The organism is Pandoraea sp. B-6 (assembly GCF_000282835.1).
GTDB lineage: Bacteria > Pseudomonadota > Gammaproteobacteria > Burkholderiales > Burkholderiaceae > Pandoraea > Pandoraea cepalis.
Genome location: NZ_KB290506.1, coordinates 369 through 26,470, shown reverse-complemented (window position 1 = coordinate 26,470; position 26,102 = coordinate 369). Strand labels below are relative to the sequence as shown.

Below are 26,102 nucleotides of genomic sequence, written 5' to 3'. Positions count from 1 at the left end.
CTGAATACGGGGGGACGTCGACGCCCGGAGAAAATGACCTGCAGCGTGGGGAGTTTTTGCAAGTCGATACGGCCCATAGTATTTGTAGACTCAGTAATCGGGATAGGCGAGCCAGCAGAACCTGGAGCCGGCGAACTGCTCCGTAGCCCGGCTTTGGACCTCCGATGAATTTGCCAATAACTGGCTACGAGCTCGTCCACATTTGGTTGAGACGCATCGGCGAGGACCGCTGTCGGGTTCGTAACCAGGAGTGAGCGGGCAATCTCAACCCTGGTCAGCCAATGGCTCTACGCTCCGGGAGCGTACTCTCGCCACCGCATTTCCGCGCTCGGGTGACGATGGTCATTTCCAATATAGCTCGGCACGGCTTCCCGAATTGACGGTTCCGGTTTTTCTCTAGCTGACTCGGGTGATACAAAACGAGATTCCGATTTCGTTCGCTGCCTGGCTGGCATGCCTCGTCGTGCACCCATTTGTGCCGTACAAAAAATGAAAATTGCATCGAGGCCGCCGCAGAAACATCATCCACGAGGGCTAGGTTCTCCGACTAAACAGACTTTGCGGATTAGCTACAAAAAGCGGCTGACCAGGATGAAGCTCACGGCGTGCACCGGTGGCGTTGCTTGTTACCTGCACCAATGAATCGAGCCTGCCTTCAACCAAAAGTGGGACCGACAACCAACTGTACGGTCAACGGACGGAGAAAGACTGGGAAAGCGCGCTCGCCGGTGCGTGAGGGTCCACTTCGGACGCTGGCCGTCCATCATGGGAAGCTGGATAATTTCTCCGCACCCACATGGACATTTCAAAGCTGCGAGCCAGTACTGGCCGTCTTCCCCCACCGCATACAGCTTACGTTTTTGCACGTCATCAGGAACGTCTTCTACGAAAACGACCGTGTAGCGGCCGAAGAAACCGTCAACGAATCGGAGAAGATGGTTATAGAGTCTCGGTAGTAGCTTCAGCATTTCAGAAGGTCCACGATTCCGAGCAGCGGTTCACGAGCGCCAAATCCGATTCGCTTTGCGAATGCCTCGCAAACATCCCCGTCGCGCTGGTGCATGGTCACGTCCGGGTCAGACAGGCTAATGCGCCATTGCGCAAATTCGGAATTCGGCTCGACTCGATAGGGGGTGAGTCTCGCCAGTAGCTCGTTAACGGCATAGGTTGCTACCAGCATATTGAGGGAAATGACTGCGGGACGGTCAACTTCCACGCCCTTGACATATCCCGCCGTTAGCATTTCCTGATACCTGGCAGGCTCAAGCTTCTTCATGAATGCCGCATTGAGGTCCTCTTGCGAATAAACGCCGCGACTTTGCAAGCTCGAGCCACCAGGTTGAAGGGTATGAATGGCCCCCGTCACTTGGGCGACATTGCCTTTTCCATCAGCATCGATGCGGACGCCCATGTCGATGAACGGAATCAAGAAGTGCGACGCAACCTTGTTGGGAATATGGCGACCCAGCACCGAATCGACGCAGCCAAAAAGCACATCGCATTCCCCGAGCGCGAGAATGGTATCCCGGTCGTATATATCGTTCGCAAGCACGTTAACTACTGTGCCGAGGTCCATGGCTAGGACGGATTCACGAGCGCGTTCGACCTTAAGACGCCTCTCGTCGGCATCGGCACCCCGTGAATTCAGAACCCGGTTCAGATTCTTCCGCTCGAGGTGGTCTGGGTCGATGAGCAGTAGCTCGCCGGCGCAATTGCGAGCCAGCTGTTCGACGACGATGCTGCCGGTACCAGATGCTCCAACAACGCCTATGCGCAGCTTTTGAAGCGTGCGGTATGTGCCTTCACCGAATGTTTGAATCAGGCGCAATGCGTGTTCTGGGGTTCCTGACGCATCGAGGTCTCCGGTATTTGAATGGATGAACTCAAAGTCGTCTCCGGCGATGCGGAATAAGTCGATGCCGCGACCTAACGTACCGCTGGTGACGTGCCGACCGAAAAAGCGGCCGTCTGGCAGCATCACGACGCTTGCTCGAGCATCCTCGTTCCCCAAGACATTGTCGACCGCGGTGAAGAATGCTTGGTCGGACTCGTCGTCGTATACGGAAAATTCCCGAAAGCCACTCGGGTGGCTATGGAACTTCACCACGGTCATCCCTCGCTTCATCGCCTGATTTAGAGCGGGAAGCACGGAGGCGACTGACCACGACACGGCATCCGGCTGACGGATACTGCACGCATCGTACGGGACCGGGATGATTTCGTGCACGAGCAACTGATGGCGACTAGAGCCAATCGCCTGACGGCAGAGGGCGATAGCCACAGCTTCTTTGCCATCCCCGGGAAACAGATGGTCACGCAACTGCTTGCGATGCTTGCCGGACATCGCCAACACCGAAAGCAGATTTCCCGTTGTCATTTCGACAGCTCCGCACGAAGGAAGTTATCGACCAGTGCGAGGTGGGTACTGAGATTGTCGATACCCGGGCGCCACGGGCTATTCGGCGTGCGATGTCGTGACCAGCCTTGCCAAACCTTGCCTTCGAAGTTGTTGGTAATCAGTGCGCGGATGGCGCGGCCGTCCGCGCGCGCTAGCCCCGGATAAAAGTACACCATGTCGATTTGGACATCGGGATAGCCGCGAGGAATGAGCACGAACATATCGACTTTTGTCGGCGCATATCCAGGCGGTGGCTCGAACCCACGGACAACGATGCGCTGAAAGCCATCGGGCGCAGCAATAGCCTCCCACGTGTAGGCCTTTGCATTGAGATGCTCTGCATCTTCCTCCAGAACCTGGAAGTCGGCCCGAACGGGCCCCTCACCCTCCTGAACTTCCTTCGGAATGGTCGCGAAGCGCTCCACTTTTCCTTCGACGAAATTGACCGTCTGGTTCGGCTCGACGGTACGCATTTGCCCGCCGACTTTTTCCGTCAGGATATAACCAGCGCTGGTCTTGCCCGCCAGCTTCAGGATTTCCTCTCCCGTCATATGCGAAACATCGACGACGTAGTATTCCTTGTCGATGCGAATCCGGTACTTGTGGCCGTGCGGGATGGGCCTCTTCTCGCGTACCCAGACCTCCACGTCGACAATTTCAATGATTTGTTCGCCGTCGCGGCCGGTTGCCTCGACGATGATGGTCTCTTCAACACGTTTTTCGTCTGCGGACATCTCAAACCTCGTTGCGTCATATTGGCAGGCGCCTTGCGGCGATGTTGACGGGAGCCGAGCTGGATGCCAGACTTCGTCTTACATGTGAAACAGTTTTGCACGCTCCGTTTCTTAAGTCAAACGGTTGTTGTCTCATTTGTAAGACGGGAGGGAAATGGAACACGTGAAAATGGACGTGCTCGCCCAGCACATCCTCCGGCGTAGAGATGGTCGTGGTGTTCGAGAGGCGGCCAAGGAAGTAGGCATCAGTCCCGCCACCCTTTCCCGGGTGGAGAATCAGAAGGTCCCGGATTTGGAAACGTTCGGGAAAATTTGCGCGTGGCTGGGAGAAGACCCAGCAACCTTCCTTGGCCTAGTGCAAGCATCCTCAGCGGTACCACGGGCCCAGGTGCATTTCAAAAAGGAATCCGCGATACGTGCAGACAGCGCCAAAGCTCTGAGCGAGATGATTGTTCTTGCTCAGGAGGCGCTTCTAAAGGAAGAGGTCTGAGCAGACTGTGCAGCGTGGATACAAAGCCTGGTGCGAGCGGTATTCAGCCAGCACTCGCCAGGAGCTCGGTTTGTCCTCGACCGCCCCACTAGGCGCACGACAGCTAGCAGCTCATCTGGGAATTCGGGTGTGGACGCCGGTCGATGTCCCGGGTCTGCCTGCTGAGACGAGGGACATATTGCTGCGCAACGACGGCACGCCGAGTTGCTGGTCGGCCGTAACCCTTGTTGTCGGCGAAAAGACACTCGTTATATTGAACTCGTCTCATTCGCCTGCCCGCCAGGCGAGCGACCTAATGCATGAGCTCGCGCATCGGATTCGCAATCATGAGCCTGAGCAGATGAGCATCTCTTCTGAGGGGCTAATGCTTTTGAAAGCGTATGACAAGGAGCAAGAAGAAGAGGCCGACTGGTTGGCTGGCGTACTTTTGCTGCCTCGTGACGCCTTAGTTCATGTCAAGCGACAGGGAATGACTGACGAGGACGTCATCACGAACTACGGCGTCAGCAAGCGCATGTATACCTACCGCGTATCAATGACGGGAGTGAGCCGCCAGTTTCGGAGCGCCTAACTGAAATCTTTAGACACGAACATCGTGCTTTTGCGGGAATACGACGGCACAACAGGTTATTGCAGACGGGGAATGCTGCGAACCGATTCTCGGGAATGGCCAGCGTCTATCTACTGTCTAGGCGGTGTCTTTGGCTGCAGCAACCAGAAAAAAATTTGCTTTGGGAAATACAAACGATATGCTCCCCTTCGCGCCCGGTTCGCGTGCCCTTATCCGAGATGAAGAATGGCTCATTCGCCGAGTCGACCCGACGACTGATGGGGGCTGGTTACTGAGCTGCGATGGCATTTCCGAACTGGTCCGAGGCCAGTCAGCGCTGTTCTTGACTGAGCTGGAAGGCCACATTGAGGTGCTCGACCCGGCCAAAACACAACTGGTACCGGATACCAGTCCCACGTTTAACGCGACGCTGCTATATCTCGAAAGCCAGCGGCGCCGGAGTGTCGCGAATGACGCCCGCATCCACTTGGGACACCGTGGTGTGATGAACGTCGTGCCGTACCAGCTCGACCCCGCACTGCAGGCGTTGCAACAACCACGCTCGCGAATCCTGATTGCTGATGCGGTGGGGTTGGGCAAGACGCTGGAAGCGGGGATTCTGGCCACAGAGTTGATTCAGCGCGGCCGCGGCAAGCGTATCCTCGTCGTTACGCAGAAAGCGATGCTCACGCAGTTCCAGAAGGAATGGTGGAGTCGCTTCACGATTCCATTGGTGCGTCTTGACTCCCTGGGGCTCGCCCGGGTGCGGAACCGAATTCCAGCGAACCATAATCCATTCAATTACTTCGACCGTAGCATCATCTCCGTCGATACGCTCAAGAGCAATCTGGAATACCGGAATTACCTTGAAAATGCTTGGTGGGACATCATCGTCATCGACGAATGTCATAACGTTGCTGCGCGGGCAGGTGAAGGTAGTCTGTCTCGTCGTGCGCGCTTGGCGCGATTGATTTCCAACCGTTCCGACACACTCATCCTCCTGTCTGCAACGCCACACGATGGCTCCGCACGCAGTTTTGCGTCGCTAATGAGCCTGCTCGACCCGACCGCCATTTCTGACCCGGACAACTACACGCCAGACGACTTCCGCAACAAGGGGTTGGTCATCCGTCGGTTCAAAAAAGACATCAAGGATCAAGTGCAATCGGACTTCCGGGAGCGCCAGACTGTGTGCCTGCGGCAGGCAGCTAGCGCACAGGAAGAAGCCGCATATCGCGCCTTGCTTGAGGTGCCATTCACTCAGGGTGGTCAGAGAAAAGGTGGGCGACAACAGGAGCTGCAACGCGTCGGCATGCAAAAGGCGCTGTTCTCGAGCCCCGCAGCGGCATTGGAGTCGACCAGACGGCGTATCAGCGCGTTGCAAAACAAACCAGGACTCACGCCCGAAGAATCGCGGGAAGTGGACGGGCTTCAAATCCTGTGCGGAACACTCGAAACTTTAGTCGGCGAGGCCCGAGCAGATGGCTTCAGCAAGTACCAGCGTCTGCTCAAACAGTTGCGCTCGGACGAGTTCGGTTGGCAACCCGACGACGCTGAAGACCGCCTGGTTATTTTCTCCGAGCGTATCGAAACGTTGAAATGGCTCGAGAACCAGCTGGCTGCTGACCTCAAACTCAAGCCAGGACAGCATCTTGCCGTGTTGCACGGGGGCATGTCCGATACCGAACAGCAGGAACTCGTCGAACGCTTTGGGCGCAAGGAAGATTCGATACGGGTACTACTGTGCTCAGATGTTGCAAGCGAAGGTCTGAATCTGCATTACTTCTGCCATCGCTTGGTGCACTTTGACCTTCCGTGGTCGCTGATGGTGTTTCAGCAGCGCAATGGTCGCGTGGACCGTTACGGCCAAAAGCATCAGCCGAAAATCGTGTATCTGTTTACCGAAACGGTAAATGAAAAGATTCGTGGTGACCTGCGCATCCTGGAGATTTTGCAGGCTAAGGATGAACAGGCGTACGAGAACCTCGGTGACCCGTCGGCATTTCTTAACGTCTTTGACCCGGGCAAAGAAGAGGAAAAAATATCTGATTTCATGGCAGATGGCGTGCAGCCCGAAGCCGTGGAAGCGGAGCTTGACCGAAATGCGGCGAACGATGGTACGGAAGAAGGCAGTGGTGACTGGCTGATGCAGCTCTTTGGCGGTGACGCTGGCAGCGCTGACAGTCATGTGCGCGACGCGGCGGCACCGGCTAGCAGCCTCGACCAGGTTAGTGAGACGAAATCGCTGTTCCCAAGTGATTACCACTACGCTAAGACTGCGCTTACCCAGCTTAACCAAGAGCAGGTGCTGTGTGACTGGACCTCGCACGATGACGAACAAGTCATCGCACTGACTGCTCCACACGATTTGCAGGAGCGTTTGCGTCAGCTACCACGCGAAGTGCAGGCCGCGAACGACCACTACGCACTATGTGCGAGCCCGAAGCATATGATGGATGCGATTGAAGCAGCTCGTCAGGCGAAAGCGGAAGATGAGACATGGCCTCAGCAGCATTATCTTTGGCCACAGCATCCCATCATGGATTGGCTGGGTGACCGAGTGCTTACGCACTTTGGCCGTCATCGGGCGCCACTGCTGCAGAGCCACAGGCTTGCCTCGGACGAGCAGGCGTTCATCCTGATGGCGCTGATTCCGAACCGTAAAGGGCAGCCGTTGCTCGTGGAGTGGCAGGGCGCGGGTCGCAAAGACGATGGTGATTTCGTGCTCGAGCCGTTCGATGCGTTTGTGGTCCGGACGGGCATTCGCGCCGGCAGTTTGCCCAACCCCGGCGAATCGGTTGCGCTTCAGGCGCGACTGGCACAGATGCAGGAAGCATTGCCGCTGGCGGTGCAATCCATGTACGCGTTCATGGTAGAGCGCCAGCAAATGTTCTCTGACGATATGCAGACCCGGCTACAGGACACGCTCGCCGACCTGGAGCGCCTCCAAGGCCGCCAGATGGAACAACTCTCGCTGGATTTGGACAAGAAGCTCGATACCGTCAAGCAAGCCCACTTCGAGCGAGGCAGCCAGAAAATTCACAAGGTATTTGATGACTATCGTCGCTGGGTAGAAGACACCTTGACGACTGAACCGAAGCCCTGGATTCAAGTCCTGGCAGGTGTATGCCATCCTCAAGCTAATAAAGTCTGACCATGCCAGTTCTCGACGCCGTACAAACTTTTGCTGGTATCAGCAACGAAAACGAGTTTTACAGCCATACCTACCTGTCTGAAGTTTTCAGGGGAGACATTAAAGAGCGTTTGGCTGACTGGGATGCCGAGGAAGCACAGCATCCTCGCGATGAAACGCATCGTGCACCGTACAAGCGATTGCAAGGGGTTTCTCAGCGCTGGTTCTCATTGCGCGGTCAGGTAGCGCGTGGTCGTGATGCTCATGAGCGCTGGCAGTGCTTCATGGAGTTGCAGTCCGGTCTGCTGCAGGCGCTCGGGTATCGTCGGCCGCCGCGCACGCTCATGCTTCACGAGTTCATTCCTGGGCTACCCGTGCCGGTGTGGGATGTACAGGGCGCGCGTCTCGCCATCGTTCCGGCCTATCGCGCGAGTGGCGAAGATGATGACATCCTCGACAACCAGCTCTCCGATTTTCATTACGGCGGCGAACCGGTACCGCCCGGGTTGCGCGGCGAGACGTGGGCGACGATGCTTTCGGATGCGGTGTTTGGTTCCGACGAACCTCCTCGCTATGTGTTGCTCGTCGGCGTGGACGAATGGTTACTGCTCGACCGTTACAAGTGGCCGAACAACCGCGCGCTTCGCTTTAACTGGGCAGACATCCTCGACCGCAAGGACGGGGATACGCTCAAGGCCTGTGCAGCACTGCTTCACCAGGACTGCCTTGCCCCTAAGGAGGGTAGCAGCCTACTTGAGAGCCTGGACAGCAATGCACACAAACATGCTTTTGGCGTCAGTGAAGACCTCAAATATGCGTTGCGCGAGGCTATCGAAATCCTCGGCAACGAAGCGGCACGTCAGCTCGATGAGCAGGCCTCGGGCAGCAAGAAGAGTGTCTATTCCGGTGAATACAAGCTTGATGCCGGTTCGTTGAGCCTGGAATGCTTGCGACTTGTTTATCGGTTGCTCTTCATGTTTTACATCGAAGCGCGACCAGAGCTGGGTTACGTGCCTATTCAAAAAAGCGAGGTCTACCTCAAGGGTTACAGTCTGGAAAGCCTTCGAGACCTGGAAATGCAGCCGCTTACGACTGAGCAGGCGCGCGAAGGTTTCTATTTCGACATGACGCTCCGGCGCCTGTTCAGGCTGGTCGCCGATGGTTGCGGCATGGATGAGCAGGGCCATCTGCATGGAGAGGCTCAAGGTGCGGTAGAGACTTTTGCGCTGGCCCCGCTCGATAGTCGCTTATTCGACGACAGCACGATGCCGTTGCTTGCCAAGGTGCGGTTCCCGAACAGGGTATGGCAGCAGGTCATCAATCTCCTGTCGCTCAGTAAAGCACAGGGAAAAGGCCGTCGCCGTGGTCGTGTGAGCTATCAGATGCTCTCCATCAACCAGCTCGGTGCAGTGTATGAGGCGCTGCTCAGTTACCGCGGATTTTTTGCGGAAGAGGACCTTTACGAAGTAAAGCCGGCACCGAAGAAGGCTAGCACCACCAGCAGCGACGATGATGATGAAGGTAGTGACGAAAGCAGCGACGCAACCAGCCGTCGCCCGCGTGCCAGCGACTCCGAATCCGACAAGCTCGAAAGCGCGTGGTTTGTGCCGCGTAGCCGTATCGATGAATATCGCGATGACGAAAGGGTATACGACACCGACGAGAACAATCGCCGTAAGTTGCGCATGTACCCGAAAGGCTCGTTCATCTACCGTTTGGCAGGCCGCGACCGCCAGAAGAGCGCGAGCTACTACACGCCGCAGGTACTGACCCAGTGCCTCGTGAAATATGCGCTCAAGGAGTTGCTGGCCGGGGAGCGCGTCACCTGCGCCGACGATATTCTGACGCTCACAATATGTGAGCCGGCGATGGGCAGCGCCGCGTTCTTGAACGAAGCCGTTAACCAATTATCGGAAGCCTATCTCGAACGAAAACAGGTCGAGATAAAGCAACGTATTCCGCACGAAAAGTATCCAGAAGAGCTGCAGAAGGTACGCATGTACATCGCCGACCGCAATGCGTTTGGGGTGGACTTGAACCCTGTGGCGGTGGAACTGGCTGAGGTATCCATCTGGCTGAATGCCATCTATGGGAACACAGATGAGCAGGGCCGCCCCCTTCCAGCGCGTGTGCCGTGGTTTGGCTATCAACTTTTCACGGGTAACAGCCTAATCGGTGCACGTCACCAAGTGTTTAAAGCTACGGCGTTGGTCAAGGGAGCCAAGCCGGCTTGGTACGACGAACCGCCGCGTCGGGTAACGGCTAGCGCTCCGCGCCAAGCGGATGAAATCTGGCATTTCTTGTTGCCAGACCCGGGTATGGCGGATTACACGGACAAGGATGCGAAAAAGCTTTATCCGCAAGATTTTGAACGACTGAAAACGTGGCGTAAAGCGTTCACTGCCCCACTATCGAATACGGAAATCGGGCGTCTTCAACAGCTAAGTATCCGAGTAGAAGAGCTATGGGCGGAGCATACCGATGCGCTTGCACGTGACCGGCGACGTACCGAGGATGCTATGGCCGTGTGGCCACATAAAAACGAGGCCGCGGTAACTAATTCCGGACATTCCAGTCGTGCAGAGAAGGACGCGATTCGCCGCGATGGCCTTTTGAACCAAGATGGCGACCTAGCCACGCCGTTCCGACGTTTGAAGCTGGTGATGGACTACTGGTGTGCGTTGTGGTTCTGGCCGATTACCGAGTCCGCGCAGTTGCCAAGCCGTGAACAATGGTGGATGGAGATTGGTGCCATCCTTGAAGGCAATGTGGTGGATGTGGTTCCACGATTCGGTCTGGACCTGTTTTCTGCCGCGCATGAGCAGCCACAAGTTCTTATTCCGGAAATCCAGGGCAGCTTTACCGGTTTCGAGACTCAACTTCCTTTAGCGCAGGAGGTAAGTTCACCCAAGCTGCACGATAAGTATGGTCAGTTGCGCATCAGCAGACTGCGCCAGCATTTCCCTCAAGTGAAAATGGTTGAGGACATTGCCGACGCGCGTCGCTTCATGCATTGGGAGTTGTGCTTCGCCGATGTTTTGTTGCGTAACGGTGGTTTTGACCTGATTCTTGGGAATCCACCGTGGATTAAGGTGGAGTGGAACGAGGCGGCTGTTTTGGGCGAGTGCAATCCAATTTTCGCGATTCGCAAAATCAGCGCCAGTGATTTGGCCAAACTTCGGGCGCAAGCTTTCGCGGAGTTTACTGACCTGCAGGCGGCGTGGACCGAGGAATTGCAGCAAGCAGCGGGTATGCAAAATTTTCTCAATGCTGTGCAAAACTACCCGCTGCTTCAAGGCATGAAGGCTAATCTATACAAGTGCTTTATGCCATTAGCCTGGGGGTTGAACGGGGCTCTGGGGGTGACTGGTATGCTGCACCCCGAAGGTCCGTACGACGACCCTGAAGGCGGGGCCTTACGCGAGGCATCCTATGCACGGCTTCGCGCGTTATTCGGATTTCAGAACGAGTTTAAACTGTTTCCTATTGGCAATCGCGAAACCTTCGGCATCAATATCTACGGTACCGCGCGCTCGAAGCCATACTTTGATTTAATTTCTAACCTGTTCACGCCGTCAACCGTGGATGCTTGCTACCACCACGATGGAGCAGGACTCCCGGAAGGAATCAAGGACGAGCGCGGTCGGTGGAATATTGCCGGCCACCGAGACCGCATCGTGCGAGTCGACGAAAACGCGCTCGCTACGTTCGCACAACTTTATGATGAACCGGGTACGCTGCCGAGCCATGCACGCTTGCCTGCGATTCATACCGGTGCGTTAAACCGGGTGCTTGTGAAGTTAGCTGCCTATCCGCAGCGATTGGCGGACCTGAACGAAGGTTATTTTCCTTCGTACATGTTTGATGAAAACATGTCCCAACAGAAGGGCACGATACGCCGTCGTCAAAGCACCGACCCGGGTTTTGCATTCAGCCCCGACGACTGGGTGCTATCCGGGCCTCATTTTTTTGTAGCTACGCCATTCAATAAGACGCCGCGTAAAGTCTGCGACACTCATAGAGCCTACGACAGCGTCGACCTCGAGACGTTGCCCGAAGACTATCTGCCGCGTACCAACTATCATCCCATGTTCGACCGAACGGAATACCTGCGGCGCACGCCGGTGGTGTCCTGGGTTGAGCCAGGTGAAACGACGGAGAAGCCAGTTACGGCCTACTATCGTTACGTGCACCGTCGACGTATAAGTACCAGCATGGAGAGGACGCTCATTTCGACGCTAGTTCCTCCGGGGAGCGCACACATTCACCCGGTGCTATCCCTGACTTTCAAGGACCTTAGATGCCTTGTTGATGTGTCAGGGCTCACTGCTTCCGTCGTCGCAGACTTCTTTGTGAAGTCAACTGGTCTAGCCGATTTGTACGAAAATACTCTTGGGCGACTTCCGCATTTGAGCTCGTCTGCCATTGCAGCAAGGGCGCTTGCGATGAACTGTCTCACAAGCCACTACGCCGCCCTATGGGAACAGGTCTATGACGTCGTGTTTACCGAGCAAATTTGGAGCCAGCCGGATAACGTGCGTTTGCCACAAAAGTTTTGGCAGAACCTCGGCAGTACGTGGACACGCGAGTCCGCCTTGCGTAGCGACTACGCACGCCGCATGGCATTAGTGGAAATCGACGTACTGGTCGCGCAAGCGCTCGGGTTATCGCTCGACGAACTTCTGCTCATTTATCGAGTGCAATTTCCGGTGATGCAGGGCTATGAGCGTGACACATGGTACGACGTCAACGGTCGTATTGTTTGCACTAATAGCAAGGGGCTAACCGGTATCGGTCTGCCAACAAAGGGGACCGGTAAAACTCCCAAAACCCGCATCGTTATGCCCGGCGGCAAGACGCGTGAAGGCAACTTCGGCTGGGAAGACCTCTGGACCTACGCTGATGCCGAAGCGGGGGACAGTGATGACGTCAAGGTCGGTGGCAAGCCGAAGGTGCCTGATGGCACGGTAATCACTCAATGGGTTATGGATGACACGCTCCCGGGCGGCCCTCGCGAGGTTGAGCGTAAATATGTTGCACCTTTCGCACGGGCCAATCGCGAGGACGACTATCGCACCGCGTGGGCGGCGTTCGAGCCTTCGTCAGCGATTCATTGAGTGAGCAGGTCCAGATAAAGACATACAACAGGAAGAAGCGTACATGCTGCCCTCGCTGCTTGCACGAGACATTCAGACCGGCCTGAAGCAGTTCCTGATTTCGGCATTTGAGCCAGCTGATTCGTTCACACACGGTCTGATGCGCCGCTTTGTGGACGGGGAAGACAACTGGCTCAAGGGGCCTTATGTGCAAATTGGCCTGCCGTTCAGTACTGGTGCGGCAGGGCGAAAATTCTTCTCTACCTTCGACACCCAGTACGAAGGTTTCAGCCACCAGGAGCGAGCCTGGGAGCGGCTCGCCAGTAACCGTAATGCTGTCAGTGCGCTGGTCGCAACCGGTACCGGCAGCGGTAAGACAGAATGTTTCCTGTACCCGGTTCTTGACCATTGTGCGCGTGCGCGCCACGCCGGCGAAACGGGCATCAAGGCGCTGGTCATCTACCCTATGAATGCTCTGGCTTCGGACCAGGCTCGTCGTATCGCTGAGCTGGTGGCCAAGGTGCCGGCTTTTGCAGGGCTTCGAGTTGGCCTATATGTAGGCGGCCAAGTCGCGGCCCCTGGACAGGGCACCGTGATGACACCAAATAGCGTCATCACGGATAGGGAAACGCTGCGTAAGAATCCGCCTGACATCTTGTTAACCAACTACAAGATGCTCGACTACCTGATGCTGCGCCCAAAGGACCGACAGCTTTGGGTATCCAATACGCCGACTACGCTGCGATACGTAGTGGTCGACGAACTACACACGTTTGATGGCGCTCAGGGCACGGACCTTGCGTTATTGCTGCGCCGTTTGCGCGCTAGACTGAAGGTTCCCGACAACCATCTCATCTGTGCCGGCACGTCGGCAACGCTTGGTGGTGCATCTGATACCAGCCCGCTGCGTCAGTACGCAGAACAAATATTCGGGGCGGTCTTTCCAGACGAATCGGTAATCACCGAAAGTCGTCAGTCGATGGATGCCTTCCTCGAAGATTCGACAGTCGACTACATGTTTGCCTACCGACCGGAGGTCGTTAAGCAGCTCGACCCTGCGCAATATGATTCGCCTGAATCAGCGGTGGCAGCTTGGTTTCCATTGTTCTTCGTCGGAGCAACTGCGCCAGCGGATGTGCGCGATTCAACATGGCGCGAGAAGCTCGGGGCTTTACTCAAGTGCCACCAGTTGTTCGTCAACCTGCTCAAACTCGGCAAAGACGGAACCGTAGCCTACCCAGACTTGACGGATGCATTCGCACGCAGCATGCCATCCGCAACCAGCGATGAAGTGAGCAAGGTGAGCGACGCACTGCTTGTACTCGTTGCCTGGGCGCGCCGTGAACATGGTCTGCCATTGGTCACGCTTCGTATCCAGCTTTGGATGCGCGAACTCCGGCGCATGGTTGGCAAGCTCAGCACCGTTCCGGAAGAAGTCAAGCTTCGCAGTGAGCGTGACCTGCCGGGCGAACGTGACGGCGTGTATCTGCCTATGGTGCAGTGCAGCCAATGCCGTACTACTGGATGGCTGTCTCGTCTTGTTCCAGGCAGTTCGCGTTTGTCTGTCAAGCTCGACGAGATTTACAACACGTGGTTTGCGCGTCGACCAGAGGCCACGCGCCTGTACGCATCGAAAAGTATTGGGGCGAATAACCGTGTTGACGGTACGCACCGGTGCGTATGTGTGTCCTGCGGGACGATGCAGTCATCTGGTGAAGCGTGCGTTGCTTGTGGCTACCAGGAATTACTGGCAGTCTTTCAGGTGATGGCCCAGCGTACGCAGATGCGCGGTGACGCTCAATTCACGCTTCACGACACCACGTGCCCGGCATGTGGCGAAGACGACAGGCTTCTGCTGCTCGGTGCCAGAAATGCCACGCTTGGCTCACAGATTGTCGAATCCAGCTGGGCAAGCGTATACAACGACGACAAGAAGCTCATCGCATTTTCGGATTCGGTACAGGACGCCGCACACCGAGCCGGGTTCTTTGGCGCCCGGACGTTCATGAACAACATCCGCACAGGCTTGGCCCATGTGATGGATGAACTCCTGATGCCGGCAATGCCTTGGAGTCAGTTTCTGCACCAGGTGGAGCAGCGTTTTGCCATGAGCAACTCAGTGCTGTGTATGTCACCGGAGCGGCGGGTGTCGGAATTCATTGCACCGAACATGACCTGGCAGCGCGACTGGGCTGTGGAGCTGTTGCAGCATCAGCGACTACCGGCCGACAGCAGGTTGCCTGAACGTGTGAAAAAAAGATTTCTCTGGCAGGCCTACAGTGAGATGACGTACCACAGTCAGCGCGGACGTACGCTCGAGCGGACTGGCAAGGCGGTACTGTCGGTGCCGCGGGAGGACGTTGAGGCAGTAGCTGCCAGGCTGACCTCTGCTTATAGCGAACAGTATGGCCTTCGCGACCTGACGGTACACACCGTGAGCCAGTGGTTGTGGGGCATGCTCACGCACATGCGCCGGCGGGGTGGTGTCATGCATCCGGAGCTTGCCTCCTATGCCGGTGATAGCAAGACATGGGCGCTGGTCAACCTTGGCGGGCGTTCGGAATGGATGCCGGGGATTGGCGATTACACTGCCCGACCGATATTTCTGACGCTTGGGACGCAAAGCGGATTCGACAAGCTGACTAATCCACGGCGGCCCACATGGTACGACCGTTGGGCCTATGTGATGTTGGGGCGCGATTCGCTCCTGCCGAACGGTATCGCACCCGACTTGTACAAGGTTGCGCTGTCGGTTCTGCACGATGCAGGCCTGCTGGTGTCGACGCAACATCACCAAGGCGAAACCTGGGCACTGAATCCAGACCGACTCTACCTGTATCAGGACGTCGCATTTATTGCGACCGACGGCAGCAAGCGGCGGTTGCCGGTACCGGGTGACTGTGTGGAATTCCTTCTCGGCATGCCATGTCTCGACGCTCCGGAATTCACCTACGAGCTGCAGGTGTCGGATGCTGCGAGCTGGTGGGCGAAACGCTTCAGTCAGGCCGATTTGCGCCGTGTCATTGCTGCTGAGCACACCGGTCTGCTCGAGCGCGGCGAACGCGAGGAACTGGAAAACCGATTCAAGAGTAAGCAGCCAAAGCCTTGGTACGAAAACCTGCTCTCGGCCACGCCAACGCTCGAAATGGGCGTGGACATCGGGGACCTTTCGTCCGTGATGTTGTGCTCCGTACCGCCGAACCAGGCAAGCTTCCTCCAACGCATCGGCCGCGCGGGCCGTCGCGACGGTAATGCAATGGCGACGACACTGGCCGATGGCGCCAGCCCGCACGACCTATATTTCTTTGCCGAAACCGCTGAGATGCTTAGTGGCGAGGTGGCCCCGCCTGGGGTCTTCCTGGGTGCTGCCGAAGTTCTTCGCCGTCAGTTGTTCGCTTTCTGCATGGACGACTGGGTTGCCAGTCTGACGAATACCAGCGCCTTGCCGGAGAAGACTTCTCAGGCGCTCGATGCGATGGAACAGGCAAAGCTTGACCGCTTCCCATACATCTTGCGCGATTACGTTCTCCAGCACGAGCAGCGATTGCTCGATGGCTTTATCAGTCTGCTTCCAACCGCTATCAGGAATAATGGCGCAGTCTGCGCGCGGCTGACCGATTTCATGCAGGGAGAGGGAGAGTCTGATGGCTTGAGCCTCAGGCTGTTGAAATCCCTGACCGAGCTGCTAGAAGAGCGTCGTACCTACAAGAAACGTAAGGACGAACTCGACAAGCTCAAAACGAAACTCCAGCAGCGCCCACAGGATGAAGCAACGCGGGAAGAAATCGACCTGTTGCTGCGCGAGCGCGACAAGCTGTTGGAGCTAATCAAGGAAATCAACAGCAGAGACCTGCTCAACACGCTGACTGACGCGGGGTTGATTCCAAACTATGCGTTCCCCGAGTCCGGCATCGAACTGAAGTCGATACTGTGGCGCAAGCGCGGGTCAGATGACCCAGCCGGTCAAGGCGGATACGTTACGCTCAATACGCTCAAGTACGAGCGGCCGGCACAGTCGGCGTTGTCGGAATTTGCCCCAGAAAACCGCTTCTACGCGAACCAGCGTCGCGTTGAGGTCGACCAGATAAACATGAATCTGGCGAGGACAGAACCATGGCGCTTCTGCCCTTCGTGTCATCACATGCAGAATCTGGACATCGAGCCGGACACCCATATGGCTTGTCCCCGTTGCAGCGATGCGATGTGGGCGGATGCCGCACAGAAGCGAACGCTGTTGCGCTTCAAGCAAGCTATTGCGAACAGTAACGACCTCAAGGTCCGTATCGACGACAGCGTTGAGGACCGTGAGCCGAAGTTTTACGTCCGTCAACTGATGGCGGATTTCTCGCCAGAGAATGTGCGAAAGGCTTGGAAAATCAGTACCGGCCAATTGCCGTTCGGTTTTGAGTTCATCGACCGAGTGACCTTCCGCGATGTCAATTTTGGAGAGTTGGCCAAGAACGGCGAAACGTTCAAGGTAGCCGACAAGGCCTCAATGCGCCCTGGTTTCAAGCTGTGTCGGCATTGCGGCAAGGTGCAGAAGCCACCGAGGCGTAATGACGATGCGACGGAGCAGAACCACAGCTTCGATTGCCCGAAGCGTGAAAGTAATAACCCAGCAGACCTGCTTGAGTGCCTGTATCTGTACCGTGAGTTCGAATCCGAGGCACTTCGCATCCTAGTGCCGTACACCAAGAATGGTGTCGATGAGCGAGCGGTCCAATCTTTTATGGCTGCAGTTCAGCTCGGCCTGAAAAAGCGCTATGGAGGCAAAGTTGACCACTTGCGCATAGTCCTCCAAGACGAACCGGGCAAGGACGGTGGGCCACGTCGCTTCTACGTCATGCTCTACGACTCGGTTCCGGGCGGAACGGGTTATCTGCAGGAACTGCTGGAGCAAGGCGCAAAGACGCTGGGGGACGTGTTGCATATGGCGTTGCAGGCAGTTACTGCCTGCTCGTGCAACAACGACCCGGAGAAGGACGGTTGCTACCGGTGTGTCTACCAGTATCGACTAGGCCGTAACATGGAGCTAGTCTCGCGCGATATGGCGAAATCGGTCCTAGGCGAACTGGTGGGTTCTCTCGACAAACTTCAGTCCGTCGAAACCATCTCCGACATCTACATCAACCCGAATTTCGACTCGGTCCTAGAAGCCCGCTTCTTAGAGGGGTTGAAGCGTCTTAGTGGTGTTGGTGGCTTGCCGGTTATCAAACTGGTGCAGGACGTCGTGAACGGCAAGACGGGTTACATGCTTGAGGTCGGTAGCCAGCGATACAAGATTGAGCCGCAGTGCAATCTGGGCAGCGACGAGGGTGTGGCCATAGCCAGCAAGCCGGACTTCGTCATCTGGCCGTGGTCAACGACGTCAACTGTGCGGCGACCCATTGCTGTGTTTTGCGATGGCTGGGTTGACCATCAGAATTGTCTAGGTTCCGACGCGGCAAAACGTAGCGCCATCGTGGCGAGTGGTCGTTATTGGGTGTGGTCCGTTACGCACAACGATGTGGCGGCCGCACTCAAAGGCGACCTTGAAACTGACCTCGAGTCCCCGCTGGTGTCAATGGCTCGCCATCAAGGGATCAAGCCACCGCCGAACATTCCACGTGCTCAGGAAAAGGCCTTTACTCATCATGCGCTCGCACGGTTACTCGCATGGCTCGCGACACCCGCTTCGTCGCAGGATGACCCCGGGCTCAGACAGTTGCAGCGTAATGCCTTGTGGCTGGGCTTCTTGATGGTGCCGAATACCCAGGAAGATGCTGCTGCCTGTAACCAGGTCCAGGCACAGTGGGCACATCGCCTGCCGGAACATGTGCGTGACCCTGGCAATGGCTATGCCCCAAGCATTTCGAAATCGCAGACCGCCCTGTGCCACCAGTTGGGCAATTGGCCGATGGTCATTGCACAGAAAGGATTTGAAAGTGCAATCAACTGGGCCGCGCCGGGCGTACTGGTTCTCGAGGATGTGAGTGTCGACAACGGGGAAGCTTTGCATATAGCCTGGCGCCAGTGGCTGCACGTGTTCAACACGACTCAGACGCTACCGGCCATGTGGCTAGCGACGACTTCTGGCCTGGATGCCCACGCTTACAATGTGCTCCGGCCTTTTCCTGCGCAACATTCGGCACCAGCCCAGCCCGTTTCGGCGGCCGCACTGAGCGGAGCATGGCAGGACGTGCTAACGCAGGCGTTTAAAGCGATGCAGCCGGGGTTACGAAGACTTGCACAAGCTGGTGCATCGGTGCCTATGCTTGGCCTCGAGCTCATCAACGAGAAGGGTAAAGTTGTTGCTGATGGGGAACTCTGCTGGGACGGCGAAAAGCTCGCGCTATTGCGCGATGACCAGTCGGATTTGGCACTTGAATGGGCAACACAAGGCTGGACCGCGCTTGTTCTCGATGAATCCATGACCAGTATCAGTGGTGCCGACTGGGTGACTGTTGTTGCCAACAAGCTGAACCTCAGCATGCCAAACGAGGAGTCGCAGTGAGTCTGAAGCCGAAAGTTGCCCTGAGCAGCGAATTTCTGGCGCAGCTGTCCAAGCTGCCGTCTAGCATCCATACGAAGGTTCTGAAATGGGCTATCGGGTTTCAGACTAATCCGACCAGCTCTGGCACGAACTACGAAAATATCAAGGGTGCGCGCGACCCCAATCTGAAGTCGGTCCGCGTAGACGGCGATTGGCGTGGCATTGTTTTCAAGCCGTCGTCCGGCGACGTCTATGTACTGCTCTACGTGGGCCCACATGATGAGGCGTATCGATGGGCAGAAAACCGCAAGCTCACCATTAACCCAGTCACGGGGGCGATGCAGCTGGTTACGTTTGAGCACGTGGCTGAGCAGCTTCCGGGAGAGGCGCAGCGGGAACCGGTAACGGCATCGCCGGCGCACGTCGTGCCCCCGGCGCAGCCTTTGTTTCTCACATTGGATGACAGGGAGCTCATGAGTCTCGGCGTGCCTCAGGAATTGCTGAGCGACGTACGTGCCATTACCAGTGATGCTGAACTGGACGCCATTCAGGCACGCTTGCCCGTGGAAGCGTACGAGGGGCTGTTCCTCGTCGCAGCCGGCGATACTGTTTCGCAGGTATTGACGGCACGGGAGAGCCGCGTTGATAAGGTCGTCGACACCGAAGACTTTGTCGCCGCACTGGATACGCCCGAGTCAAAGTCCCGATTTGTCGTAGTGGAGGATGACGAAGCGCTGTCCGCTATTCTGAATGCGCCGCTTGCTCAGTGGCGTGTGTTCCTGCATCCGTCGCAGCGCCAGCTCTCAGAGAAAAAATTCAGTGGCCCTGCCCGTGTCTTGGGGGGGGCTGGTACGGGCAAGACAGTTCTGGCCATGCATCGCGCGAAGTGGCTCGCCGAGAAGTGCACCGGCAACGCACAGAAGGTGCTCTTCACAACCTTCACTCGCAACCTGGCTACAGACATCGAACAAAACCTGCGTACGTTATGCGCAGCAGCGACACTCGAAAAGCTCGAGGTGCGTAACCTCGACGCTTGGGTGCACGGCTTTATGCGGAGCTGCAAGCTTGAGCATCGCATCGTTTACGACCGCGAGCAGGACGGTGCCCGGCAAGCCTGGGACGCTGCTATGGCAGTGAAAGACGGCAGCCTCGACCTACCGGACAATTTCTATAAGCATGAGCTTGAACAAGTCATCCTGGCTCAAGGAATTACCACACTGGACGAGTACCGCAAGGCACGCCGCACTGGTCGTGGTGTGCTGCTCAGCCGAGCAAAGCGTGACGCCGTGTGGCCGGTATTCGAGGAATACCGCGGCCAGCTTGCCTCTCGTAAGCTGAAGGAGGTAGATGACGCTTACCGTGAGGTGGCGTCCATGCTCGACGCCGACAAGTCGCTTATCCCCTCCTATAGCGCCATCGTGATTGATGAGACACAGGATTTCGGTCCGCAAGCGCTGAGGCTGCTCCGGGCAATGATTCTTGCCGGCGAGAACGACCTGTTCTTTGTCGGTGACGGTCACCAGCGCATTTACAGTCGTCACCGGGCCGCAATGAGCAAGTGCGGCATCGACATTCGTGGACGCTCCAGGAAGCTCTACATCAACTATCGAACCACCGACGAAATTCGCCAGAAAGCTGTCGCGCTGCTTGAAGGAGTGGAGGTCGATGACCTCGATGACGGTCAAGACGAGTCGAACCGTTACCGCTCTCTTACGCATGGGCCAGCTCCGGTCCAGGTCCAGGTTAGTGGTTTGGAGCAAGCCGCCGAGAAAGTCCGGGAGTTCCTACATCAGTGGCCGGGGACGGCAGATGGCCAGCCACCTCACAGTTTCTGTGTTGTGGCATCCAGCGAGAAAAATCGTGACGCCCTGGAATTCTTGCTGCAGAAGGTAGGCGAGAAGACCGTGACGATTACAGCTCAGAGCAACCACACCGAAGAGCAAGGCGCGGTGCATATGGCGACAATGCACCGGGCGAAAGGCCTTGAGTTCGACTACGTAGCTGTGGTGGCACCTAATTCGTATGTCGGTGAGCAGGCTGAGGATAGCAATCGTCGGCAGCTACTTTATGTGGCGCTAACGCGAGCGAAACGCGGCGCCATCTTGGTGTTGTGCTGATGTGAGCTGCAAACAAGCGGCTGCCCTTAGTCCGGCTGGGCAAAACAGGCGTGGCGCTGCTCCGATTGTTGCAAATATTGAAGAGAAACGGCCGCCCCAATTGGGGCGGCCGTTGTCCTTGCCTACGAATTGCAGAGCGGGAAGCCATCAACTTAAGCTATCGAGACGCGCCCGTCAATAAAAATCCAGATGGATGCTTCTCAAAATCCAGCTTTATGGCTCCCGCTACAACACCATCAAACATCAATATTCCCAGCCCGCAACGCATTCGACTCAATAAACGCGCGACGCGGTTCAACATCATCACCCATCAACGTGGTGAAGATCCCATCCGCAGCGATCGCGTCTTCGATCTGCACGCGCAGCAAGCGGCGGACGGTCGGGTCCATCGTGGTGTCCCACAGTTGCGCCGCGTTCATCTCGCCCAGCCCCTTGTAGCGCTGCTTCGAGACGTTGCGCTCCGCATCCGCCATCAGCCACTTCATCGCCGCCTTGAAGTTCGACACCGACTGTGACTTCTCGCCACGTCGAATCGTCGCCCCTTCACCGATCAAGCCCTTGAACGTTTCCGCCGTCTTCTGCAACTGCGCATAGTCCGCCGTTTGCAGGAAGCCCTGGTCGATCACGCTCAGCTTCACGTTGCCATGATGACGACGCTCCACGCGCAATGCCGCCACCGGTTCCGCATTCTCGACGTCTTCCATCACCGCCGTAATCGTGATCTCCGGTGCCAACGGATCGTCGCTCAGCGCCGCCTGCAACGCCGCAGCCGTGCGCTTCGCCGCTTCCTCGTTGTCCAGCTGGATCTCCACGCCTTCCGTCACCGCGGTGAGCACCGACGCCTCGTAAATCCGGCTCAGACGATCGATCACGCCATCGGCCAACTGGTAGCTGCGCGTCAACTCGCCCAGCGCATCGCCAGCAATCGGCGCTGCCCCCGTCGACGGCGTCAGCTCGGCATTGTTCATCGCCAGCTTCAACATGTACTGCGCCAGCTCGCCTTCGTCCTTGATATAACGCTCGTCCTTGTTGTGCTTGACCTTGTACAGCGGCGGTTGCGCGATATACACATACCCACGCTCAATCAGCTCCGGCACCTGACGGTAGAAGAACGTCAGCAACAACGTGCGGATGTGCGCGCCGTCCACGTCAGCATCGGTCATGATGATGATGCGGTGATAACGCAGCTTGTCGATGTTGTAATCGTCCTTGCCGATGCCGCAACCCAACGCGGTAATCAGCGTCACGATCTGCTCGCTCGAAATCAGCTTGTCGAAACGCGCCTTCTCAACGTTCAGCACCTTGCCGCGCAACGGCAAAATCGCCTGGAACTTACGGTCGCGCCCCTGCTTCGCCGATCCGCCCGCCGAGTCGCCCTCGACCACGTAGATCTCGCACAGCGCCGGATCCTTCTCCTGACAGTCCGCCAGCTTGCCAGGCAGACCCACACCGTCGAGTACGCCCTTGCGACGCGTCATCTCGCGTGCCTTGCGCGCCGCATCGCGCGCCCGCGCCGCTTCAACGATCTTCGAGCAAATGATCTTCGCGTCGTTCGGCGTCTCCTGCAGGAATTCGTCGAGCGCCTTCGCCACGTACTCTTCCACCGGCGCACGCACTTCCGACGACACCAGCTTGTCCTTCGTCTGCGACGAGAACTTCGGCTCCGGCACCTTCACCGACAACACGCACGTCAAACCCTCGCGCATGTCGTCGCCAGTCGTCTCGACCTTGGCCTTCTTCGCCAGCTCGTTCTCGTCGATGTACTTGTTGATCACGCGCGTCATCGCCGCACGCAAACCCGTCAAGTGCGCGCCGCCATCTCGCTGCGGAATATTGTTCGTGAAGCACAGCACCGTCTCGTTGTAGCTGTCGTTCCACTGCATCGCAACTTCCACGCCGATACCGTCGCGCTCACCCGTCACGTGGAAGATCGTCGGATGCAAGACGGTCTTTGTCTTGTTGATGTACTCGACGAAGCCCTTCACGCCACCGCCAAACGCGAAATCGTCTTCCTTGCCCGTGCGCAGATCCGTCAGGCGAATACGCACACCGTTGTTCAGGAAGGACAGCTCGCGCATACGCTTGGCGAGAATGTCGTAATGAAATTCGACCTTGCCGAAGATCGTTTCGTCCGCGAGGAAGTGCACCTCGGTGCCACGCTTGTCGGTGTCGCCCAGCAGCTTCAGCGGCGACGTCTCAACGCCGTCAATCACCTCAAGCTCGCGGTTCTGCGGCACGCCCTGGTGGAACTCCATGAAGTGCTTCTTGCCGTCGCGACGCACGGTGAGCTTCAGGTATGTGGACAATGCGTTCACACACGACACGCCCACACCGTGCAAACCGCCCGACACCTTGTAGCTGTTCTGGTCGAACTTGCCGCCCGCGTGCAGTTCCGTCATCACGATTTCCGCCGCGCTGCGCTTCGGCTCGTGCTTGTCGTCGAACTTGATCCCCGTGGGAATGCCGCGACCGTTGTCCGTCACGGAAATCGAATTGTCCGCGTGAATGATCACGTGGATGTCGTCGCAGTAACCGGCAAGCGCCTCGTCGATCGAGTTGTCCAACACCTCGAATACCAGGTGATGCAGGCCCGTGCCGTCCGACGTGTCGCCAATGTACATGCCGGGACGCTTGCGCACAGCCTCCAGACCTTCAAGGATCTGGATGGAGGCTGCACCATAGCCGCTATCGGCCTGCTTTTGCTGTTCGCTCATGACAATCTTCCGGTTACTGCGTCATTAACTGACGAATTACTGCTTCATGACCTGCCCCCTCCGCGCGCCATCGGCGCCGCAAAGGCGGCTTATCCCGCAAAAGGATAATTCTCTAGAAACGCCAAAGGGGCGCTCGGCCCCTTCGCGCATGTAACGGCGCGTACGGCGGAATATCCGCTCAAATGCGCATCGGCATCACGACATACTTGAATTCGTCGTTGTCCGGCAAGGTGATCAATGCGCTCGAATTGGCGTCGCCCAGACTCACCTTCACCTGTTCGACCTTGAGGTTCGACAACACGTCGAGCAGGTACGTCACGTTAAAGCCGATATCCACCGACTCGCCCGTGAAATCGATCTCGATCTCTTCCTGCGCTTCTTCGTTTTCCGTGTTGTTCGCGCTGATCTTCAACAGGTTGTCGCTGACCAGGAAACGCACACCCTTGAATTTGTCGGACGTGACGATCGCAGCACGCTGCAACGAACGATGCAACTCTTCACGGCTGATGACGAAGCTCTTGTTATACCCCTTCGGGATCACGCGATTGAAATCGGGGAACTTGCCCTCGACCAGCTTCGATACCAATTCGACGTTCGCAAAGCAGAACTTGACCTGGCTCGGCGCCACGTCGATCTTCACCGGATCGTCGATGTCCTCGAGCAAACGCTGCAATTCGAGAATCGTCTTGCGCGGAATGATGACTTCCTGACGCGCGAACTTTTCGCCGGCAATCGTCGTGTTGCAGTACGCCAGACGGTGACCGTCCGTTGCGACCGCTTCGATCTTCTCGCCCTCGACCACGAGCAGCATGCCGTTCAGGTAGTAACGGATGTCCTGCTGCGCCATTGCGAAGTGCACCATGCCCAACAGTTGGCGGAACGCGCGCTGCGGCAGCGAGAAGCTCGCAGCGTAGTCCTTGGCCTCGGCCACCGTCGGGAAATCTTCCGCCGCCAACGTCTGCAACTGGAAACGGCTCTTGCCGGCCTGCACCGTCAGACGCTTGTCCGAGAGCGACAGCGCCACTTCGGCGTCGGGCATGTTGCGCAGAATGTCGAGCAGCTTGCGCGCCGCCACGGTCGTCGCCACGTCATCGGCGCCGGCACCGCAGTCGGCGGTGGTCGTGATCTGCAACTCAAGGTCGGTCGACAGGAAGGAAATGTCCTGTCCGTGCTTGCGAATGAGCAAATTGGCCAGGATCGGCAACGTGTGGCGACGCTCGACGATGCCACTCACAATTTGCAGCGGCCGCAGCAGATTGTCTCGTTGAGTTTTGACCAATTGCATATTTATCCTTCGTAGTAACTGTTAACGGGTGCCAGTTTCTGCTGAAAACCCGAAGATTCCCTTATCGATCAAGTGCTTGCAGAAGGGATAACAGGGCGGAAAACGCTGTGGACGAACCGGGGACGCTTTGTGCGCCGACCCGCTATTGTGCCCGAAAACGCCAGTTTCCCCCAAACCGCCCCCCGCTTATCCACAGGGATGCCGGCGACCCCGCCCGCCACCCCGCGCATCCGCCCGGCTTTACCCCTTGAGCGTCTGCTCCAGCACGTGCAACTCATGATTGAGCTGCGCATCTTTGCTGCGCTCTTCTGCGATCTTGCGTACCGCGTGCAGCACCGTCGTATGGTCGCGCCCGCCAAACAGTTCGCCGATTTCCGGCAGACTCTTCTGCGTCAACTCCTTCGCCAGATACATGGCGATCTGCCGCGGTCGTGCAATATTGGCCGGGCGCTTTTTCGAATACATGTCCGCGACCTTGATATTGTAAAAATCGGCCACGGTCTTTTGGATGTTTTCGACAGAAATCTGACGATTCTGAACCGTCAGCAGATCTTTCAGCGCTTCCTTCGTCAGTTCGATGGTGATCTCGCGACCGTGGAACTTCGAGTAAGCCAGGATCTTGCGCAGCGCGCCTTCCAGCTCACGCACGTTCGAGCGCAGATGCTTGCCGACGAAGAACGCCACGTCCTCCGACAGCCCCACGCCCTCGACCTGCGCCTTCTTGATGAGAATGGCCACACGCATTTCCAGCTCGGGGGGCTCGATGGCCACCGTCAACCCGGAATCGAAGCGCGAAATCAGCCGGTCGTCGATGCCGGTGATCTCCTTCGGATACGTGTCGCTCGTGATGATCACCTGCGCACGGTTCGCGATAAGCGCCTCGAAGGCATAGAAGAATTCTTCCTGCGTACGACTCTTGCCCGAGAAGAACTGAATATCGTCGATCAGCAACAGATCGAGCGAGTGGTAGTAGCGCTTGAATTCGTCGAATGCCTTGCGCTGGTAGGCCTTGACCACGTCGGACACGTACTGCTCGGCATGGATGTACCGGATGCGCGGATTCTGCTTCTCGGCCAGCAACTGGTTGCCGATGGCGTGGATTAAGTGGGTCTT

The 26,102-nt window shown here is 57.2% G+C and carries 12 protein-coding genes; 6 read left to right on the top strand and 6 right to left on the bottom strand.

Features of this window, described 5'->3' with window-relative positions:
* Window positions 1–626: 626 nt before the first annotated feature.
* The 3 genes from A985_RS29775 to A985_RS0108355 are packed head-to-tail and all read right to left on the bottom strand — an operon-like array spanning window position 627 to window position 3,132.
* On the bottom strand, window positions 627–968 hold the full coding sequence (locus A985_RS29775) for a DUF6527 family protein (protein WP_083902234.1): 342 nt from the start codon (window positions 966–968) through the stop codon (window positions 627–629).
* On the bottom strand, window positions 962–2,377 hold the full coding sequence (locus A985_RS0108360; protein ID WP_017232954.1) for a ThiF family adenylyltransferase: 1,416 nt from the start codon (window positions 2,375–2,377) through the stop codon (window positions 962–964). Before A985_RS0108360 ends, A985_RS29775 begins: the two co-directional genes overlap by 7 nt.
* A complete protein-coding gene (locus tag A985_RS0108355; protein ID WP_017232953.1) occupies window positions 2,374–3,132 on the bottom strand; it encodes a multiubiquitin domain-containing protein in 759 nt (252 codons plus the stop codon). Before A985_RS0108355 ends, A985_RS0108360 begins: the two co-directional genes overlap by 4 nt.
* Before the next feature lie 154 nt (window positions 3,133–3,286).
* On the opposite strand from A985_RS0108355, the gene A985_RS0108350 reads away from it, so the two are divergent.
* From A985_RS0108350 to A985_RS0108325, 6 genes are all read left to right on the top strand, one after another.
* Window positions 3,287–3,622 (top strand): helix-turn-helix domain-containing protein, encoded by a 336-nt coding sequence (locus A985_RS0108350; protein ID WP_026131766.1) that lies wholly within the window; start codon window positions 3,287–3,289, stop codon window positions 3,620–3,622.
* A gap of 178 nt (window positions 3,623–3,800) precedes the next feature.
* Complete coding sequence (locus A985_RS0108345; RefSeq protein ID WP_232424560.1) at window positions 3,801–4,193, top strand: ImmA/IrrE family metallo-endopeptidase; 393 nt, start codon at window positions 3,801–3,803, stop codon at window positions 4,191–4,193.
* 130 nt (window positions 4,194–4,323) lie between these two features.
* Complete coding sequence (locus A985_RS0108340) at window positions 4,324–7,326, top strand: DEAD/DEAH box helicase (protein ID WP_232424559.1); 3,003 nt, start codon at window positions 4,324–4,326, stop codon at window positions 7,324–7,326.
* A 2-nt stretch (window positions 7,327–7,328) separates the two neighbouring features.
* The gene (locus tag A985_RS0108335; RefSeq protein ID WP_026131765.1) at window positions 7,329–12,422 is read left to right on the top strand and encodes a hypothetical protein; all 5,094 of its coding nucleotides are present in this window, start codon (window positions 7,329–7,331) and stop codon (window positions 12,420–12,422) included.
* A 43-nt stretch (window positions 12,423–12,465) separates the two neighbouring features.
* The gene (locus A985_RS0108330; protein WP_017232948.1) at window positions 12,466–18,894 is read left to right on the top strand and encodes a DEAD/DEAH box helicase; all 6,429 of its coding nucleotides are present in this window, start codon (window positions 12,466–12,468) and stop codon (window positions 18,892–18,894) included.
* Window positions 18,891–20,990, top strand: coding sequence for a UvrD-helicase domain-containing protein (locus A985_RS0108325; protein ID WP_017232947.1), 2,100 nt, complete (start codon window positions 18,891–18,893; stop codon window positions 20,988–20,990). The genes A985_RS0108330 and A985_RS0108325 overlap by 4 nt, the downstream gene beginning before the upstream one ends.
* Before the next feature lie 236 nt (window positions 20,991–21,226).
* Here the strand turns inward: A985_RS0108325 and gyrB are convergent, their stop codons facing one another.
* The 3 genes from gyrB to dnaA all read right to left on the bottom strand — a co-directional run.
* Window positions 21,227–23,704, bottom strand: coding sequence for a DNA topoisomerase (ATP-hydrolyzing) subunit B (gene gyrB, locus A985_RS0108320; RefSeq protein ID WP_017232946.1), 2,478 nt, complete (start codon window positions 23,702–23,704; stop codon window positions 21,227–21,229).
* A 178-nt stretch (window positions 23,705–23,882) separates the two neighbouring features.
* Window positions 23,883–24,989, bottom strand: a complete 1,107-nt coding sequence (gene dnaN / locus A985_RS0108315) for a DNA polymerase III subunit beta (RefSeq protein WP_017232945.1) — start codon at window positions 24,987–24,989, stop codon at window positions 23,883–23,885.
* A 240-nt stretch (window positions 24,990–25,229) separates the two neighbouring features.
* Window positions 25,230–26,102, bottom strand: an 873-nt coding sequence (dnaA, locus tag A985_RS24720) for a chromosomal replication initiator protein DnaA (RefSeq protein WP_232424558.1), incomplete at its 5' end; no start/stop codon positions are given.